Source organism: Lysinibacillus sp. TE18511, from assembly GCF_054062295.1.
Genome location: NZ_JBSSFD010000028.1, coordinates 39,903 through 60,082, shown reverse-complemented (window position 1 = coordinate 60,082; position 20,180 = coordinate 39,903). Strand labels below are relative to the sequence as shown.

Sequence of the window (20,180 nt, the reverse complement as noted above, 5' to 3'; positions counted from 1 at the left end):
ATGTGCAAAATAGCCATCTATCCGAAAAAAATAGGATAGATGGCCATTCGTCGTGCGTACCGAGAAGGTGCGCTTTTTTTATATTTCGGGCTTACATATAAAAAGGTATATCGGATTTTTTTACGAATAAAATTCCTTATACTAAGGTAAATTGATATGCGGTTGCAATGAACAAATACTTAGGTTAATAGGAGGTTTTTATTTGTGACACAAACATCAAGAATTATTCCTAGATCCGCAGTACACGGAACGGCAACTGGTGTATTTTTCATGGCGTTTTTCGGTACTCTGTGGGCGTACACAGGAATTATGGGATTACAAGGCTGGGGCGTTCCATTATTGTTAGTTACTGCTGTTGCCATCGGTATAGGGCTGTTCATCGGCGGTGTTTCATTGATACGCGCATCGCGAGAATTGACGAATCAGGTTTCAAAAACAGACTTAAGGCATGGGAAGCGTACGAGGTTTTGGTTTAACATTATTTTCGCGGCAGAGGGTTTGGCAATAGCAATTACGATTGCTGTCTGTAACGCTACTCGTCACACTGAACTTTTACCTGTCTTAATAGCTATTATTGTCGGTGTTCATTTTATCCCATTGGCCCCTCTATTCCAAGTTAAATTCTATTATTTTACAGCTGCACTCCTTTGTTTACTTGCTATTATTACATTACTGTTTGTGCCTGCGAAGATCACACTAGGGGAACATCAAATAAATGCATTTATGTCTGTGGTAGGCTTTGGCTCTGCCCTGATCTTGTGGGGAACTGGTCTGGCAATATGGTTAATGGGTAGAAGATTGCTAGGTATCGTCCCGAAATAAATAACTAAAAGAAGTGAGATGGTACTTTACAGCGAAAAAATATGCCCTATACATTGAGGGATTAGATTTTGTTGAGGTAAAAAAAGATTATGAAGATTTTCACTTCAACTCCCATGAAAGAACGTAATAATCTTTCATTTTCTGTGGTGTAGCGTTGATTTTACGCGACATGGATGGCTAACGGGGTCTTTACTTGAAGATCATTGAGTTGCATAGGCAGCTCTTTTTTTTATTGAACTAAAGCAGCAGTTTAGTTGAAGAAGGACATTTATATTATTTCTAGAATAAAAAGATAAATAACTGGGATTAAGGAAGTGGTGAGATTAATAGCACAGAAAATCAATTTATTTTTAGATAATAAAACTGAAAGAAGTATAATCAACAGACTACGGAGTGGGGGTTGTGTCTTCGCTGAAGAAGAAACGCTGTTACTTACCTCTGAGGCAAGAAGTATAGAGGATTTAATGAGAATGGTAGAAAAACGAGTACGTGGTTTACCGCTTGAATACACACTTGGGTTTACGAAGTTTTGTGGGCTACGAATAGAAGTAGAACAAGGAGTTTTTATACCACGTCGACGTACGGAATTTCTAGTTCAGCAAGCAAAAGTTTTAGCCCGCCCATATGATATTGTTTTGGATTTATGTTGCGGGTCTGGTGCTATTGGTGCTGCAATTGCAACCGACCTTAAAAAGATTATATTACACTCCGTTGATATTGACCCCGTTGCTGTACGATGTACTTCCCGTAACATAACTAAGGTTGGTGGTCACGTTTATCAAGGTGACTTATATGATGCATTATCCGATTCATTGAGAGGTCGAGTGAACATCATAGTGGCTAACGCACCTTACGTTCCTACTGATTCAATAAAACTGCTTCCCCAAGAAGCACGTTTATACGAACCAAAAACGGCACTTGATGGTGGATTGGATGGACTAGACCTTCAGCGAAAGGTAGTAGAAAAAGCATCTCATTGGCTTGTTCCTGGAGGACATCTATTGATAGAGACGAGTGAAATTCAGGCTACTCAAACTTCAAAAGTTTTTGCTAATGTTGGCCTAATTACCAAAATAGCTAGGGATGATGAATTAGATGCAACAGTTGTTATTGGAAGAAATCCTTAAACTACCGATAACACGTAAATTTGAAATTAACTTCAAATCCTTGTTCAACTAAAGGAAGCGATTGTTCAATTATAACAATCGCTTCTTGTGCTAACAGTGCAGATTAGTTGGAGAAGGTTTTTGGGTTTTTTATGGAATGCATTACCTTAAACAGTCTGGAATTGATGTAATATTCACATTGTGATTAACCAGACAGTGGGAGGAGTATAAGAGCTGCAAATTCCGATTCCCCTCCAATCACTCCTCTTACTGTTCTCCTAATTTTCTATAAGGAACTGCACCACCCACTGCTGCCTTGATAGGATTAATTAATGAATTACTGTAAGTCATTTCTCGTTTGAAAGTTCTGCTAATTAATTAAATTACTAGGAAGATAGATTTAATCTATATTTGATAAACTGATACTAATTATCAATATTTCAAAATGTTTAAATATTCCGATATTAGTATTGGTAACTTTGTGATAAATTTGAAATATCGCACTAAACTGAAAAGTGTGACAACTAAAAGCAGAAGGGGGAAATGAGATTTGAAAAAGTTTAAGTTTACGAAGTTCTTAAGTAGTATTCTAGCTTTCGTTATGGTGCTTTCTCTATTGGTTCCATTGTCGAGCGCTAGTGCTGAAGAATCGAAACCATTCAAGCAGGATAGTCAAAGTGAAAGTATAATTCAACAAAAGGCGGCTATCGCTGAACAGCTAAGCTTGTCTAAAGATGGTCCAACTCTTCACGAAAGCTTACAAAATGTATCAGGCAATCAAGATGTTGCAGTCATCATTCATTTATCTGAAAAGCCTGTGGCACTAGAGCAAGGAATGAGCCAGGTCAAAGGCAAAAAATTCTCTAATGCCCGAGCAAATGAAGTTCGTTCAAATGTAAAAGCACAACAAGCAGAGGTTAAACAAGAGTTAGCTGCTAAAAAAGTTCAGATGACTCAAGGATACACATTTGATACTGTTTTAAACGGTTTTGCGGCAACTGTGAAAGCAAATGATCTCCCGAAACTGCTTACAGTAGAAGGAATTACATTAATCGAACCTGATGCAATTGTTTACGCATCAGAAGATAATAAGATGAAATCATCGGAACTTATTAAGGACGATCAATTAGAAGCTCAAATGAATACAAGTAATTCTTTCCTTGGCATCGAACAGCTTTGGAAGGAAGGACTTGAAGGACAAGGGATAAAAGTAGCAGTATTAGATACGGGTATTGATGCAGATCACCCTGAGTTTGCCGGAATTTATAAAGGTGGAAAAAACTTCATTCCGAATTCAGCAACTTACACGAAGCCTCGGGCAGATGACGATGCATCGGAAACATTGCCTTCGGAGCGTCCAATCGGGACACCTGAATTTAATGAAAAAGGAAGCGCGTTCTATACTTCTCACGGTACACATGTTGCTGGAACAATTGCAGCAATCGGAGCTAACGAATTTGGTATTAAAGGAATTGCTCCAAAAGTAGACCTTTATGCTTACCGTGTTCTTGGGGCATACGGAAGTGGATCTACATCTGGTATTATTAAAGCAATTGAAACTGCTGTAAACGAAAAAATGGACATTATCAACCTTTCACTTGGCGGGGGAGCTAACTCTGAAACGGATGCTGGTTCATTTGCTATTAATAATGCAATGATGGCTGGAACAATTGGAGTAATTGCAACAGGGAATGATGGTCCAAATCGCGGAACAATGGGCACGCCTGCAACCGCTCGTTTAGGAATTGCTGTTGGTAACACAACAAATCCTGAAACAATGTATAACGGTGAAGTGAATGTTACAGTTGGCAACTACAACTTAACAAAGCAGCTTCCATTAATGGGAACGACTTTTGCGAAAAATTTAGAAACACAGCTTCAAGGAGAATTTGACCTAGTTGCTGTTCCTGGAAACGGGGAAGTAAAAGACTATGCAGGAATTGATGTAAAAGGTAAAGTGGCATTGATTTCTCGTGGCAGTATCGCATTCGTTGATAAAATTGCGAATGCAAAGGCAAATGGAGCAGTCGCAACAATTATTCATAACTTTGCAGGTGGAACGAATGCACCGAACATTTCAGGTACATTCCTTGGTGATTCATTTGAATTTCTGCCAACATTTGATATGTCCCAAACGGATGGCGATGCAATTCGCGCTGCATTAGCAAGCGGAACCGGAAAAGTAAGCTTTAGTAAATTTGCTTCCACAAAGACACTGGGAGATGATGTAAACTCTTCAAGTTCACGTGGACCATCTACACCAAACTTTGATATCAAACCAGATGTAAGTGCACCTGGAACAAACATTATGTCAACGATTCCAATGTATAAAAAAGATTTCCCTAATGCAGATTATGGGGAAGCATATGGTCGTAAAACAGGAACTTCTATGGCAACACCGCATATTGCAGGTATTGCTGCATTAGTTAAACAAGCAAATCCGGATTGGAACGCGTTCGATGTAAAAGTGGCGCTTTCTAATACAGCAAAGGTTATAGATAAAACAAAATACGATGTGTTTTCTCAGGGTGCAGGGCGTGTAGATGCTTATGCAGCAGCTCATCCGGAAATTCTTGCCTATGCACTTGATAGCGCAATTTTAGATGGAACTGGTGCAGTTACAGAAAACTTGAAAGGTACAGTTACTTTCGGTCCACAATCACTTAAAGACCGAGATATTTCTGTAACGAAACAAGTTTTAGTAAAAGATCTTAAAGGGAACGGCGGCAATTATAACGTATCAATTGATGTAACAAAAACATTTGGTGATGCAACGGTTACAGTAGATCAGCCGACATTTAATCTAGATGGTGAGCAACTTTTAAATATTACATTAACTGCTTCACAAGCTACGGCACCAAACGGCTCTGAAATACTAGGGTATATTAACATCAGCGGTGGAGATACAGAAATTTCATTGCCATTCGCAGCCGACTTTGGCGGCGCGGCAGCAACTGAAATTAAAGATTTTAAGATTACAGAAACAGACCTATCCTTTAACGGAGATGGAGTAAAAGACTCAGCTGTACTTTCATTCACATTAACTGGAGATGTAACAACTAACTTTATCGAGCTTTGGGATATTATGAATCCTGAAGGTGGAGAATACGGAGATGGCTACATTGGTTATCTACATGCAGGTACTGCACTAGGAAAAGGCTCTTATACGCTGAAGATTGGTGGGCAGTACAAACCATGGGGAACAGCACCTGCTACAAAGATTCCAGATGGTCTGTATACAATTGACTTCAGCGGCCTTGCAGCATCAGGAGCAGTTTCCGATTATGTTGGACCAATTATCGTGAAAACGACTAAACCAGAAATTACTGGTAAAGTAGCGGAAGGTGTCGCTACAGGACAGGTAACAGATAAGTATATCGACTACAATGAAGAGTTATATTTATATGGTTTAAATTACAATTTAAATGATAAATTAAAAGCTTCCTATATTTCGACGGTGAATGGCGAAGTACAAGCTCCAGTTGCTTTTGAATTAAATCAAGATGGTAGCTTCACATTCCCAGTAACAGCAGAAACAAATGCTGTATCAGTAATAATTAAAGACGCTGCTGGGAATGTTGGTGAAGCGAAGATATATGAAAAAGAAGTAGTAGAACCAGTAGTAACACTTTCTGTAAATCCAACTGAGCTAGCCCTAACAGCTGGAGAAACTGCACAACTTACGGTAACAGAAACGTCAACGCCTGTAGAAGGTGATGCAACAAAGGAAGACGTAACTTCAAAAGCAACTTATGTTGTTGGAGATGAAAATGTTGCAACAATAGTAAATGGATTAGTAACTGCAGTAGGTGAGGGCAAGACTACAATTACTATTTCATACGGTGATAATGAAGTTACTATAAATGTTACAGTTAAAGCACCTGATGTAGAACAACCAATAGTAACACTAGAAATTGACCAATCTCAGGTTGAAACTAGAATAGGTAAAGAAGTTACAGTTAAGATTACTGAAGTAACTACTTTTGATGGTAAAACAACAGAAAAAGATGTTACAAATCTTGCAACCTACGAAGTAGCGAATGATAAAATAGCTACTGTAAAAGCAGGGGCTGTAAAAGGAAAAGGTCAAGGTAATACGACGGTTACGGTAACGTATGGTGAGCATACACTAACATTTGATGTGTTGGTTGTAAAGCCAGGGAATGACAATGGTAACGGCAACGGCAACGGCAATGGCAATGGAAATGGCAACGGCAATGGCAATGGAAATGGCAACGGCAATGGAAATGGCAATGGCAATGGCAATGGCAATGGCAATGGCAACGGTAATGGTAATGGTAATGGTAATGGTAATGGTAACGGTAATTAAATAATAATGAAGTTACCGAGGATGAGTTATAATTAATTTCAGTTCAAGCAAAAAGAGAAATTGCACAGTGCAATTTCTCTTTTTGGCTTTGCTTGGTTAGTTCGTCTTAGGTAAATCGAAATCAGTCCTGGTTTTTTGATTAACAAAGTTAATAAGCAACTCTTCACCTGTAAGATCCGTTAATATACATTTAATCAAATGCATATATTGATTTTCAAGCCAGGCTCGAGCAAACGAATTTGGCGCAGAAATCGTCACAGTTGAGTCACTACTATTGTATGACAGTAATTTTGTAGACTTTATCCACGTTTCGAAGCTTGGTTTAGAAATTTCTTGTCTAACCCGAACCAGGACATTTTTCCAAAGTTCTTCTAAATGTTCCAAGCGGCCAGTCTCTTGTACTGAGTTCTTTAAGATTTCATCTGGCATTTGTTCATGTGGCCAACGGAACAATGATTACATAAAACGAATTCGGTGAGCAAGACTAGAGGGTTTAAGATACACATTAGATTTTGCTAAGTACTCTTTTAGTTGAAAAGTCGTAAGTGTCTCAATATCAACATCTTCAAAATAGCGAGTAAGTAATATCGCCTGAAGATGATCTGCTTTTAAAGTTTGTAAGGAAAAACCTTCAATTCTCTTTTCTCATGCTTTTGACATGAACAAAATGCATTCCTCCAAAAATATTATTTATAGTGAAGTTATTTCCAATTTGCTAGAAAGAGTATACATAGAAAAAATACTTCACTCCCATGAAAGAACTTAATCATCTTTCATTTTCTGTGGTGAAGTGCTGTTTATTGCGCTTCATAGATGGCTAACGGGGCTAGAAGGACATTAAATCAAAAAAAAGAATAATAACATATAAAAGCTATGTTCTTAGGAGGAGAAAAATGAAAAAAACATTGATCATTATTAGTATAGTTTTACTTATGCTTTTAACAGCCTGTAATTCCTCTTCAAAAGTAGTTGATGACTATGATACAAGCCAATTAAATGCTGATTTTGGTGACGATGAAGCTTATGAAATAGGAGCTAATGCTGATGGAATGCCCGTTTTTAAAAATCATCAGAAAGCATTACAACAAGCTCAAATTGATTATAAAAAAGGGTTTGCTGCCACTGCCAAAGTATATAATTTGAAGCCTATTAGCCAAAAAAATTATAAAAATTATATGACCTATGCTTGGCAACTTGAAACTAAAGATGAAACCGTTGTTCAACAAGGTGTAATGATAGCGAAATTCTTGGATATTTATGAAAATAGTTTTGAATAATTAATTATACTAACTGAACTAACTGGGGTTTTACTTCAATAAGGGTAGAGCATTTTCTTCTTAGACTAACGGTGCAGGTTAGTTCAGCAAGAATATAAGATATTATTGAGTTATATGAACTACAAAGGAAGTGTACAAGTGTTTTATTACTCAAAAAAGAAGAAAATACGAGGTTGGAAAAGACATAGGAGAAAAATTGAAAGATGGAAGCAAAACGCAATAAATTTAGATATGGACTATTTAAAGAATTACCAAAGACAATACGAAAAATTATGGATTCATCCCTTTTATGCATGGGTACGAAAAAACCCTCCCAATTGGTATAATCGACTTTTACTTGATGCAATGATTGAAGTTTACCTGGAGTGGCATCGAAAAATGATGGATGAAAATGAAGAGTTTTATTTAAAAATCTGGCTTTATGACCCTAATTTTATCAATTCACAAATTGTCGTTGCATATAGAGATTGTCTTGATTTCTATAATAAAACCTTCAAAATAAGGGAAGAAAACAAGGAATTCCCTTTCAATAAATTTCATTCCTTGAGGGACAAGTTAGAACAATTCCAATGGGATTTGCACATAGAGATTGATTTTTACGATGAAAACGACTTGAATGAATGGTTAGAAGAAGGAAGTTTAACTGAAAAAGAAGTATCAAAAATTAAGGGAAAAGCCTTTGAAACCATTAAATTTGAAAATGAATTTGGGGGTTTCTTACAATATAGTCTCGACAAAGGAGATGTTTGGATAGGGACTTTAAAGTGAGAAAGATAATACAGTAATTGTTGAACTAACGGAGTGCAATTGTTCAATAGGGCAGTTGCTTTTTCACTAACGGTGCAGATTAGTTAAATAAGAATTAGAAATAAAAAAACTACAGCATATTGAAAAAACCACCTTATAGTGTAAAATTACACTACAAGGTGGTTTTTCTTTATTAATTTAATATGGGGGTATATATAAATTGAAGATTTTTATTAGAAGTATTTTGTCTTTATTTCCAGTTCCTTTCTTATTTCATTATTACGAATATAATAGTCATCTTGCTAGGCAACACGCTGATTTTTTGTTTCCGGTATTTCTAGTGTTAATAATTGTTGTAGGTATTTCATCGAGAAACATTAAATTTCCTTTGTTCTTTGGTTTGAATTTTATCATGACTGTTATTTCTTTGATATTTGGTTATTTTTTTATAGTTGATGATGGAGGTTGGTTTAAACCTTTTGGCAGAGATGCCGCCATTATATTTGTTTCAATTATTTATATTTTAGGGCAATTAATTATAAGATTATTTAGCAAGCAAGGTCATACGAACAGCCAAAGTAATAAGTAAATATGAAACGAAAAGAAGTAATTCTTCGTTTATGGATTGCTTTTTCATAGCTGCTAACGGAGTAGTATTTCTGTAATATATAAACTGTTTAATGTTGCTAAATCAATAAAGTTTGTGAAAGAATGTACTTAAACTCCCATGAAAGAACTTAATCATCTTTCATTTTCTGTGATGTAGCGCTGGTTTTTGCGCTACATGGATGGCTAACGGTGCAGATTAGTAGGAGAAGGGTTTTTTTGATTTTTGTAGAATATATTACCATATATTACCTTAAACAGTCTGGAATTGATGTAATATTTACATTTTGATTAACCAGACAGTGGGAGGAGTTTAAAATGTCATTAAAAGCAGGGGACATAATTACGTTTGAACGAACTTTTACAGTCAGGGATGTTGAATTATTTACTGAGATTTCAGGGGATGAAGGGATACATCATATAACCCCAGATGAACAAGGAAGACTTGTCATTCAAGGCTTACTAACGGCAACTCTGCCAACAAAAATAGCAGGAGATAATAACGTCCTGGCCCGTAGTACGAGTTTTGAGTTTTTAAGACCTGTTTTTACAGGCGATACAATAGTTTGTATAGTTAAAATTGAGAAATACGAAAGGCAAGAAAATAATAGAACAGCGTTTGTTGCATCCTTTTTATGTAAAAATCAGAATGAAAAAGAAGTAATGAAAGGAGATGTATCAGGCGTAATTCTTTAAACTTTATTATAATATCGGGCGCAATATCAAAATTTACGGGACAGCATCCCTGTAATAATTAAACAGAGTTAATACATGTAAAACCATTGAGTTGCATAGGCAACTCTCTTTTTCTTTATTGAATTAACGGAGCAGTTGAAGAACAGTTACATAAGTCAATATGAAATCTTTACTTCAATGCAGGAGGTAAGGATTTTTTTGTTGGATAAAAAATTAGAATTTTATAAAATTTTATGTGAATAGGAGAGGTTAATATGTCGATTATGATGGTTAAAAAGAATTTAAACTTGTTGGATTAAAAGGTAGTGGAGAGTTTATTAACTTTGGTAATGAAGTACCCTTGCTTGCAAAGCAACTATTAAGTCGCTCAAACGAAATCCTAAATCCGACTGAGACCGAAATTGCATTATTTGAGCCTAAAAAGGATGAGAAGCATAGGATCGGTCATTATTTTGTAGGGTTAATTGTGAGTGAGAAATTAAACGAAGTACCAACAGGAATGGATTATATTGAAATGAAAGATAAAAAAAATATATGGAGGTATAGTTATGTGGATAATATTAGGGATTATTGCAATAGTAGCAACTCTTATAAATCTTTATATGTATGTAGCAGGAAAGGATTATAAGCTTGCTATGGCGATGGGATTATCATTTACAGCATTAACACTTTGTTCAGATTACAGTCTTGTATCTGGGTGGGTAAAAGTGGAAGATTGGGCAGCTCTTTTGGATGTAGTACCTAGTATGGAAAAGGCATTATGGTTTTTGACAATTGTTTCTATCTTACTAAATATAACACCTATACTTTTAGAACTAAAAGGTAAGAGATAATTACTTATTGTCACACCATTTATATAATATGCAATTATTGTGTAAGTCTGTTTGTATAACTAACAAGGGCTTCAGTTAAATAACGATCTTCCACAATCGGGCGCAATTCTTGAAAAAGAATAGGCGCCAATTTTTCATTTAAGAGCCATTTAATTTAATAGGGAAAGAAGATATTATACCTGCAAAATAAACATCTACATTTTTATTTCTTTTTTTCTAGAATATTTTTTAATGGCTTTTGAAGTACGTCCATAATGGCAGCGATGATAGCTGTTGCTAATATCCCTATTAGTCCAAGTGCTATTGGACCTGCTGGGTCATCACCCGTGAACATGGCATACACTCTTAAGTAAACTATTACTAATAAAATAAAGAAAATAATTGTAAAAGCGCATTTTTTTATAACCTTCAAGGATTTAAGGGATAACTCGGAAAAAGCGTTGTTACGATCGATATCACTCAATAGTTTATATGCTTGATACAAAGCTACAGAAAACGTAATACATACTCCATACGCGCATATTAACAACGGATATATCGAGTAATCTCCTGGACGCACTATAGCATCTCTTCTGGCTGCTTCAGGCAACAAAAATATACACACGGCAAGTACCGCAGTTCCAATAAGAAAAGCAACAACCTTTAAGAAAAAAGTTGAACCTAGTTTACCATTCATTTAAAGCACCTCACTGATTTAATGATTAGATAATTGTAATACAGTATTTATCGATTATCAATAAAATTATTTTGTTTTTTATTATATTTTTATTGTTTTAAATGTTGGTTTGATTGTTATGTGGGAATCGTAATTGAATTTTTGTAAATTTTATGATGAAGTAACCTAACAATCGTGCGCAATTCTGCAGCAAGAATTGTGCTTTTTCTATTTGAAAAGGTTAGATTGGAAATCGAAAAAGGTTTCTGATAAATAGAAGGAGAAATACACATGTATGGCTATTAAAGCAGTCGGTAAAAATGTTGAAATTCGCTTAGTATGAGGGGAAATTATCTTAGCGCGAAATGGTCATTTATTGGGTTGTGCATTTCATCCGGAATTAACCGTGATTCAAGAATTCTAGAATATTTTGTATCCTATGGTATAACTTGCAAAATATGTTTTCATATAGTACAGTATGGTTAAAATTTAAATAACTGAACACGATGATGGGAAGTAGTAGCAAGCACGTTTTTTTTAGAGAGTCAGCGGTTGGTGGAAGCTGATAGAAGCACTTGTGAATCCGTCCTGGAGTTGCACAGTCGAAGTAATAAAGTAGGCTGTAGCCGGTTGAAATGCCGTTATGAAATAAGTGGATTAGGTATATACCTAATCAATTAGGGTGGCAACGCGGGTAGCTCTCGTCCCTTTTTAGGGATGGGGGCTTTTTTGTGTTTATTTTGATTCAAAGCGGAGCTATTTGAGTTTAGCTTGCAACGCAATTACACCAAGACTTAATGGATGCAGTGTCATTAAACTACTGGAGGTATGACTATGTTAGATATTAAACGCGTACGCGATAATTTCGCGGAAATTAAAGAAATGCTATTAACACGTAATGAAGATTTAGGCAACTTAGATGACTTTGAGGATTTAGATGCAAAGCGTCGTGAGTTAATTGCTAAAACAGAAGAATTAAAAGCAGAACGAAATAAAGTATCTGAACAAATTTCAATTATGAAACGCAACAAGGAAAATGCAGATGAAGTTATTGCTCGTATGCGTCAAGTAGGCGATGAAATTAAAGAGCTAGATGTTCAACTAAATGATGTTGAAGAGCGCTTTAAAGATATGATGATGCACTTGCCAAACATTCCACACGAATCTGTACCAGTAGGGACAACAGAAGACGACAATGTAGAAGAATATACTTGGGGTGAAATTCCAACATTTGATTTTGACATTAAAGCACACTGGGATCTTGCTACAGATTTGAAGATTGTTGACTTTGAACGAGGTACAAAAGTAACAGGTAGCCGTTTCTTATTCTACCGCGGGCTTGGAGCTCGTTTAGAACGTGCATTAATGACATATATGATGGATTTACATGCAGAGGAGCATGGTTATGAGGAAATGCTACCACCTGTCATTGTTAATCGTGATAGCTTGACGGGTACTGGAAATCTTCCTAAATTTGAAGAAGATGTATTTAAATTAGAGGAAACAGATTATTTCATGATTCCAACGGCAGAGGTACCTGTAACAAACTTCTATCGTGATGAAATTTTACTGGCTGAGGCTTTACCACAAGGCTTTGCTTCCTATAGTGCGTGCTTTAGATCAGAAGCAGGCTCTGCGGGTCGTGATACACGTGGTTTAATCCGTCAACATCAGTTCAACAAAGTAGAACTAGTTCGCTTTGTAAAACCAGAGGAATCATACGAACAATTAGAGCTATTAACAAATCATGCGGAAAAAGTATTGCAATTACTAGGCTTACCATATCGTAAGCTAAAAATGTGTACAGCTGATTTAGGTTTTACTGCAGCGAAGAAATATGATTTAGAAGTTTGGATTCCTGCACAAAACATGTACCGTGAAATTTCTTCTTGTTCTAACTTTGAGGATTTCCAAGCACGACGAGCGAATATCCGCTTCCGTCGTGAGCCAAATGCAAAACCAGAATATGTTCATACATTAAACGGTTCAGGCCTTGCCATTGGTCGTACAGTTGCCGCTATCCTAGAAAACTATCAACAAGCTGATGGAAACGTAGTAATTCCTGAAGTTTTAAGACCATACATGGGTGGTAAAGAAATAATTGCATCAAAATAAATAACGGGAAAAGCTATTATAGATATCCTTTAACAGGTAATTGTATTGCCTTTTTATCGATTTACAGATGCTTTTAATAGTATCGGGTGGTGTAAACGCCGTGGAATTAATTATCAAAGTTTTGGGGCAGTATTGCCCATGTTAAAGAAGTCATGCAGGCAACCAAAAGAATATGAATATCCAACAAAATGAAGAAGCAGATTCAAAGTTGATTGGAGTGGAAGACGGCGACTACGGGAGGATCGGCGGGACAGGTGAAACAACCAATGGAAGCGAAGCAAACGGGTTGGTTCACCGCACGCCCTCTGGAACGGAAATCAACGGTTTTACACTGTTCAAGAATCAGGCGCGATTGTTTAATAAGCGTCTCTGTTCTTATTCAACTCCCATGAAAGAACGTAATAATTATTCATTTTCTGTGGTGTAGCGTTGATTTTACGCGACATGGATGGCTAACGGGTGCGATTGTTTAATTAGAACAGTCGCTTTATGTGCGTACGGTGCAGTTTACTTAAAGATTAAACGAGGTGAAGAAATGTATTGGGAGACTCTTCCTGATTGGGTTTGGATAATATATTACTTTTTTATAATAGCAACATTGGGATTTGCAATATTTAGTATTATTCAAAAGAAAATGATAATTTTATCTACTATTACTATAGTTCTTACAATAACTATTCCGATAAGTAATATTATAAACAGCATTGGGAGAGAGAAAGGAGTGGATGAGTTTGAACATTTAGTTACTCATTTACAACAAGGCTCTCCCTGGTCTATTTATGCAATCATAGGTTTCTTATATTTACTTGTTTGGTGGGTTTTGCTTCTAATCAAAAACAAAAAGAAGGCAATTCGTTATTAAGCTAACTGGTGCATTACTTGAAGATCATTGAGTTGCTGTAGCTCTAAAATAAAGCTTGATCAAAAATATCACGATAACCCAGATTTTACGAAAAATAAATAGAATCCATTTTGAAAAAAGATTGATCAAAATGGATTCTTACCCAGCAGATTTAAGTTTAGTTTTTATAATAAAGTTTAATCACTTTCGAGGGCCTATAGTTTATTTTCGACTTGGCTTATAAATGATATAGTGACTCCTATTACGTAGCGTGAAGGTCAAGCATTTATCTTTTTTAAAATGGTGCAACTTTTTTAAAGAATCGCGACTTTATTCAAAACATCGCATCTTTTTTATAAAGTAACGGTAAGCTTATTAAAAGCATAACAATCCCTAGTGCTAAAAAATATAGTGGCATCGCAAGGACTGTTCCGTTATGGAAAACGCTCATACCATAGATTGTAGCGCTGACGAGTAGATAATAACCTAAACTAAATATCGCACCCGCAGAACCAATGACATCTTGAAAGTCAATCAGCGCTAAGCTTAAACAGTTTGGTAAAGCGGTACCTGTACCAAATAAAATAATGAACACACTAACAATCATGGTTGGCATTTGTAATGAAACCTGTAAAAAATGTACCGATGTAGCGAGTAATGTACCGATGAGCATAATGGCTAACCCGCGTACGATAATCATCTCCGGTTTTGTGTGGTTAACGAGTCGTTTAGATAGCATCGCACCTGCGATAGAAGCGAGCGCTACGATAATGCCTAAAAAACCATACATCGCACTTGATAGTGTAAAGTATTGCGTAAAAATAAATGGCGCTTCGGTATAATAGCTAAATAATACACCGTTAATACCGCCAATTAATACGCCGTAGCGCCATAGACGCGTATTTGTAATCATGCGCATCACTATTGGTAGTATAGGTTTCATTTCGATTGTAGTAAGCGCTGTTTCAGGTAAGCGTAAAAACGCAAAGCAAAATACAATAACGCTCATAGCAACTAACACCAAAAATACGACTTTAAAGCCAAAATAATAATCGGTAAAGCCACCGATTAACGGGCCAATGGCAGGTGTGAAGGCAAGGGCAGCTGAAATTTGAGCAAACAATTTATGACGCTCAACACCAGAAAAACTTTCGCGTAAAATCGTTTGTGTTACGACAGAGCCAACACTTGCACCAAACGCTTGAATAAAGCGTGCGACTAATAAAACCGCCATTTCATTTGCTACTAAACAAAGTATGTTACCAACAAAATATAAAAACAGCCCATAAAGCATTGCCTTGCGACGACCTATTTTATCGGATAAACGACCAAAGAAAAATACTCCGAAGGCAAAAGCGATAAAGTACACACTCATCGTAAGCTGTGCATCACTCATAGAAGTTTCAAATGCTTCTGCGATAGAAGGTAATGATGGGCTAAAAATAGTTTCACTAATTTGTGGGAAGCCTACTAATACAATCAGTAATAATAAGCTAGGTGTTTTGTTTCCGATGTTTTTCTTCAAAATAATCCTCTCCTAGATAATTATAGGTTTGAAAGAAAAACATCGTAGCTTGGGAAATGGTGGCTTCACGAGTTTAATTTTTTCTAAATCACTCATGAATTCACTTCCTTCTAATTAAAAATACGTAAAAAATTATACCATCCAAAGGGATAAAATGGTCCAACTTTTTTATTAACGGTTAATCTTTTTTACAAACGATCGAACTTTATTTCAAACCAACAGTTGCATAGGCAGCTCTTTTTGCTTATTGAACTAATGGGGCAGTTTTTTTGAACAAGAGATATGGAAATTCCATTCTTTTTATGTCGCAGTTGAAACAAAGCGTGTAACAATGAATACATTAATAATCAAAAAAAACTGTCCCAAAGGAACAGTTAATTTATAAAATTTTATCTGAAACCTTTGGAAAGAGCTTTTCCTTTATTGTAGACAAATCTTTCCCATTTAGCTAACAACCCGTTTCCATTCTCACTACGTTCTATTTTTAACGCGTGATTTTTATGGAAATCTTTTACCCGTTTATTATGTTCTTTTTGCCATTGGTGCAAAGGATTTTGTTTCATTTTTTTTAACCTCTTTTTTAATTAGTTTCTTAATTATATGGTTAATATGGATAAATTAAAAGCAATCTATTTCTTGTCGATTGAAAATAGGAATTGATAGTTCATGCGGACATATTGCGGAACAAATTAGGTAGATAACATATAAAAACGGTAAGTGGACTTTTAGTGGTAAAGATAATTTTTTTATGAGTGGTGAATGTTTCGACCAAAATTTGTAATAGAAGAAAAATGCTATTCAACTCCCATGAAAGAACGTAATAATCTTTCATTTTCTGTGGTGTAGCGTTGATTTTACGCGACATGGATGGCTAACGGGGTGCATTACTTGAAGATCATTGAGTTGCATAGGCAGCTCTTTTTTCTTTATTGAACTCTCATGATAGAACGTAATTTTCTTCATTCTCAGTGGGATAGCGCTGGTTTTTGCGCTACATGACTGGCTAACGGAGCAGTTTAGTTGAAAAGTGGTATTAACAAAAAACAAAGAAATATAGTTTTTTTCCATTATTAGTATAATCATTTTTCTCGCAACCACGATGAAGTATAATTAAATATGAGGAAAATTCAAATCTCGTTTTAAAAAAACACACGACGGAGGATGGAATGAATAGGAATAATTTTTTAGAGATGATTGAACAATCAAATATTGCAAATCATAAAGAGTATTTATCTCAAGTGTTGAGGCCAGCAATTGATATTCTTAAGAATAAAAATGCCGAACCACGATTAGGCTGTAGTCGTTTTGGAGGAGCACCTGATTTACCAATTGGTAGCGAATGGCCAACGTATGAGAAGAAGCCGTATCGCTTCCTTGGCCAGATCAATTTCACAGAAATCGCTTCAACTGAAAGAGGTCTGCCATCGAAAGGGCTCCTAAGTCTCTTTGTAGCAGATGATAATTATGATGATGATGATTATCTAGAGGTGTTTGAGGACGGATATATTCATGGTATCTATATTCCTGAAACGACGAATCTAGAGACGATAATGCCGCCCCATTCAGATATTGGCAAGACGACAGTGATTGAATTTTTCCCGACAAGTGATATTCCTTATGACGAGTACCAGTTAAAGGACTGGCTTTTCGATGAAGTTCAGAGCGACATATACACAGAAATCCGAGATTCTCTACATAAAAGTTCGGACTATCTTCTTGGCTATCCTTCTCATTATTCACTAGCGTATGATCCAACGCCTGGAGCAGAATGGATCTCACTGTTAACAGTTGATTCGGATGATAGTCTTGAGTGGTGTTGGCATGACGGCGATAAATTAATGATATTTATTGAAACAGAACGGCTGAAAAATATGGACTTTAGTAGATTAAGGTCTGATGCAGGTTAAAGAGCAATATATAGTGTAGAAGATGAATCGTTACGCTAAACTAAATGAGCGTAAATACCATGTTACAAATGAAGGTTAAATCAATATTTATCAGTGAGAACTCTTTTGATAAACGAGGCATGACCCGGCGTTTTGTTCAGAAAAAGGATAAATTTAGAAGAGAACCACTATATGTTTTTCTAATATTTGTGGTTATTTATTTTTATTTTTTGGGGTTATTCTTTTTTCTTATTCAACTAAGGAAGCAGGTTAGTCCAATAAGGAAATCTATTTTTATAACGAAATTTAATAGTAGTTTCGGTGAACCGTACCATAAGTAAGTGAGTTTTTCTACTTTACTGAAGATTAATTGTTAATAAAGTTGAAAATAGCTGTGAGATGACAGTCTAACTAAGAGATTAGTTGGGCTGTTTTTATTTTCTTTTGCTATGACATATAGAGATTATGAAAATACATCCCCAATTATTATTAAATTTTATCCGATTGAAATTGTTATAGAAAACCCTGGCTCTTTCCTGACAGCGAAAATTCAAGTAAAGAAAATTTAAATTATTTTCTAATATAGCTCAATACCTTTGCTGCTAACTTTGATGAACATACGAGGGATAAAGGGAGAACTAAAATAAACTTTGCTCCAAATATTTTATAATTGTATAATTTACGTATTACTTATGCATAACTGGTTGATTTGAAACAGTGTATTACTATGAATATTAAGCCCTCAACCACAATAAAAAGGATTACAATATTTGCGTGAATCGGGGATCTAATCGCAACTATGTGTATTATTATAGATAAAAGCTAAAATAGAAGGTGTAATGAAAATGGGTTTTCCCTTGATTGGAAGAAAAAAATTATTAAATACCAGGAGGACAACTAAGCGCTCTAAAAAAGCAAAATCTAGAAGTTTAGTATTTACGAGCTCGTTATTTCTCTCCGCCCTCATAATTATCGTTATCGGATTAATGATTTCCCTGTCCATACGCGATCAACGTGGGGCGTACTTTCGCCAATTTGATGAATATGGAAAAGTATTCAAATACATAACTCAACAAAATGAACCTCTTGTTGGCGAAGCAACGAAGACAATTCTTGAGCATCAACCATTGGAGGGAAAACCATTCGAGGAACTCCCCAATATTTTGAATTCTATGAAATCCAATCATATGGTAGTGGATGTCTATTTATTAACACCGGACATTATCAGGAAGGATGGCAAAGAATACTTATATAACTCAGAATATGGTCGGGATCCAGGTGAATATGCTGAAGAGTTAGGTACGTTATATGAAATAGATTCGGAATTTCTTAAAAGTTACGAAGATGCAATGAGAAACGGTAGCACATTAACTGATGTTTACACTGATGAAGGTGGAACTTTCATCTCGTATTTAGCGCCGATTAATGACGGAAGCGGGAAACCCGTTGCGTTGTTCGGTGTCGATTTCGATTACGGGATTGTTAAAAAGGAACTTCAACGGATTCTATGGACGAATATCACGGTTGGTATTTTTTTTGTACTTATGTTAATCGGGTTGGTTGTATTCATTCTTCGTAAAATGTTGCGCCCGCTTGCACGTTTAGCTGAAGTGTCTGAACATGCTTCGAAAGGCGATTTAACCGTTGAAATTCCTGTACTGAACCATAATGAGATTGGTAAGGCTGCAAGTTCATTTAATCAGATGATTAGCGGACTTCGGGTATTGACCCATAACATACAAAATTCTTCGAATGAAGTTGCTGTATCTTCTTCTCAATTACAAGAAAGCGCTGCCCAGACCGAAGCAGCTACACAAGAAATCACAGGTGCCATTCAAAACATTGCTGTTGGGCTCGATGAACAACTTCGTCATACTAATGAGTGTCAACAATCAATGAAGGAAATGGGAATGGGTATTCATAGAATCGTAGATGCATCCTCCGTCGTTTCAGAATTGGCTTCGGTTACAGCAGATAGCGCAAATGCAGGAATGAAGGATATAGAAACAACAGTTGCTCAAATGAGCACAATTGAACAAAACTTGAAAACATCGGTCGAAGCAATCCATGGACTGAAGAAATTAAGCGATCAAGTTAATGAAATGGTTACATTAATAGGTAGCATTGCTAATCAGACCAATTTGCTTGCACTTAACGCATCGATTGAGGCATCGCGAGCAGGTGAGCATGGTAAAGGTTTTGCCGTTGTGGCTCAAGAAATTCGTATACTCGCTGAACGGTCCAAAATCTCTTCGGAGAAAATAACTGACATACTCCAAGGCATCAGCGATCACACGAGTAAAACAGTGGTTTCTTTGGATAAATCAATGACAGAAGCCCAGGCAGGTACACATATTGCGAATAAGGCAGGGCAAACATTTAGTTCGATCGTGGAGTCGATTCAGAAAGTGTCCGATCAGATTGACGAAGTATCTGCTGCTTCGGAACAACTGTCATCAGGAAGTGAGTTAGTTGCGGCTTCACTAACAGTGCTGGAGGGTATCGCAGATTCATCTTCAGCCGATTCCGCTCACATCGCCGCTTCATCAGAAGAACAACTTGCAGCCATGCAAGAGGTAGCCAGTTTTGCAGCTATGCTTTATGGGCTGGCGGATGAATTGAAACAGAGTGTTGACCGTTTCCGTGTAAAGTAGGTTACTAGTTAAAACCGCACTTAGACTAGTTACGGAGAACTGTACCATAAATAAGTGAGGTTTTTCAGTATTTAAAATTGTCTTTTA

General features: G+C 36.2%; 16 protein-coding genes, 1 pseudogene and 1 other annotated feature. Of the genes and pseudogenes, 13 read left to right on the top strand and 4 right to left on the bottom strand.

Annotation, left to right across the window (positions count from 1 at the left end):
* The first annotated feature begins 204 nt into the window (after positions 1–204).
* From ACVWXS_RS18105 to ACVWXS_RS18095, 3 genes are all read left to right on the top strand, one after another.
* A complete protein-coding gene (locus ACVWXS_RS18105; RefSeq protein WP_456959519.1) occupies positions 205–822 on the top strand; it encodes a DUF7010 family protein in 618 nt (205 codons plus the stop codon).
* Between the two features lie 338 nt (positions 823–1,160).
* A complete protein-coding gene (locus ACVWXS_RS18100) occupies positions 1,161–1,949 on the top strand; it encodes a putative protein N(5)-glutamine methyltransferase (RefSeq protein ID WP_456959521.1) in 789 nt (262 codons plus the stop codon).
* 529 nt (positions 1,950–2,478) lie between these two features.
* Positions 2,479–6,258: a S8 family serine peptidase gene (locus tag ACVWXS_RS18095; RefSeq protein WP_456959518.1), complete on the top strand. Its 3,780-nt coding sequence runs from the start codon at positions 2,479–2,481 to the stop codon at positions 6,256–6,258.
* Between the two features lie 108 nt (positions 6,259–6,366).
* On the opposite strand, the pseudogene ACVWXS_RS18090 reads toward ACVWXS_RS18095, so the two are convergent.
* A pseudogene (locus ACVWXS_RS18090) lies at positions 6,367–6,642 on the bottom strand (DnaA N-terminal domain-containing protein); the annotation flags it as partial.
* Between the two features lie 509 nt (positions 6,643–7,151).
* Here ACVWXS_RS18090 and ACVWXS_RS18085 point away from each other — a divergent pair.
* From ACVWXS_RS18085 to ACVWXS_RS18065, 5 genes are all read left to right on the top strand, one after another.
* Entirely contained in the window at positions 7,152–7,535 is a 384-nt protein-coding gene (locus tag ACVWXS_RS18085; RefSeq protein WP_456959517.1) for a hypothetical protein, read from the top strand.
* A gap of 114 nt (positions 7,536–7,649) precedes the next feature.
* Positions 7,650–8,303, top strand: a complete 654-nt coding sequence (locus ACVWXS_RS18080) for a hypothetical protein (RefSeq protein ID WP_456959515.1) — start codon at positions 7,650–7,652, stop codon at positions 8,301–8,303.
* 199 nt (positions 8,304–8,502) lie between these two features.
* Positions 8,503–8,871 carry a hypothetical protein gene (locus ACVWXS_RS18075; RefSeq protein ID WP_456959513.1) on the top strand — a complete coding sequence of 123 codons (369 nt, stop codon included), beginning with the start codon at positions 8,503–8,505 and terminating at the stop codon, positions 8,869–8,871.
* A gap of 335 nt (positions 8,872–9,206) precedes the next feature.
* Entirely contained in the window at positions 9,207–9,584 is a 378-nt protein-coding gene (locus ACVWXS_RS18070) for a hotdog family protein (RefSeq protein ID WP_402988045.1), read from the top strand.
* 548 nt (positions 9,585–10,132) lie between these two features.
* Positions 10,133–10,417 carry a hypothetical protein gene (locus ACVWXS_RS18065; protein ID WP_456959511.1) on the top strand — a complete coding sequence of 95 codons (285 nt, stop codon included), beginning with the start codon at positions 10,133–10,135 and terminating at the stop codon, positions 10,415–10,417.
* A 202-nt stretch (positions 10,418–10,619) separates the two neighbouring features.
* Here ACVWXS_RS18065 and ACVWXS_RS18060 read toward each other — a convergent pair whose 3' ends face one another.
* A complete protein-coding gene (locus ACVWXS_RS18060) occupies positions 10,620–11,093 on the bottom strand; it encodes a DUF2975 domain-containing protein (RefSeq protein ID WP_456959509.1) in 474 nt (157 codons plus the stop codon).
* A 476-nt stretch (positions 11,094–11,569) separates the two neighbouring features.
* Positions 11,570–11,784: a binding site (T-box leader), on the top strand.
* 122 nt (positions 11,785–11,906) lie between these two features.
* Between ACVWXS_RS18060 and serS the strand changes: the two genes are divergently transcribed.
* The 3 genes from serS to ACVWXS_RS18045 all read left to right on the top strand — a co-directional run bounded on the left by serS (position 11,907) and on the right by ACVWXS_RS18045 (position 14,049).
* A complete protein-coding gene (gene serS, locus ACVWXS_RS18055; RefSeq protein ID WP_456959508.1) occupies positions 11,907–13,187 on the top strand; it encodes a serine--tRNA ligase in 1,281 nt (426 codons plus the stop codon).
* Positions 13,188–13,359: 172 nt separating this feature from the next.
* Positions 13,360–13,614, top strand: a complete 255-nt coding sequence (locus ACVWXS_RS18050; RefSeq protein WP_456959506.1) for a hypothetical protein — start codon at positions 13,360–13,362, stop codon at positions 13,612–13,614.
* A gap of 21 nt (positions 13,615–13,635) precedes the next feature.
* A complete protein-coding gene (locus ACVWXS_RS18045) occupies positions 13,636–14,049 on the top strand; it encodes a hypothetical protein (RefSeq protein WP_456959504.1) in 414 nt (137 codons plus the stop codon).
* Between the two features lie 313 nt (positions 14,050–14,362).
* Here the strand turns inward: ACVWXS_RS18045 and ACVWXS_RS18040 are convergent, their stop codons facing one another.
* Positions 14,363–15,553 (bottom strand): multidrug effflux MFS transporter, encoded by a 1,191-nt coding sequence (locus ACVWXS_RS18040; protein WP_402988059.1) that lies wholly within the window; start codon positions 15,551–15,553, stop codon positions 14,363–14,365.
* Positions 15,554–15,942: 389 nt separating this feature from the next.
* Complete coding sequence (locus tag ACVWXS_RS18035; protein ID WP_423490006.1) at positions 15,943–16,116, bottom strand: hypothetical protein; 174 nt, start codon at positions 16,114–16,116, stop codon at positions 15,943–15,945.
* Between the two features lie 603 nt (positions 16,117–16,719).
* Here ACVWXS_RS18035 and ACVWXS_RS18030 point away from each other — a divergent pair.
* Positions 16,720–17,460 carry a YwqG family protein gene (locus ACVWXS_RS18030; protein ID WP_456959501.1) on the top strand — a complete coding sequence of 247 codons (741 nt, stop codon included), beginning with the start codon at positions 16,720–16,722 and terminating at the stop codon, positions 17,458–17,460.
* An 818-nt stretch (positions 17,461–18,278) separates the two neighbouring features.
* A complete protein-coding gene (locus tag ACVWXS_RS18025) occupies positions 18,279–20,093 on the top strand; it encodes a methyl-accepting chemotaxis protein (RefSeq protein ID WP_456959500.1) in 1,815 nt (604 codons plus the stop codon).
* The last annotated feature ends 87 nt before the right edge of the window (positions 20,094–20,180 follow it).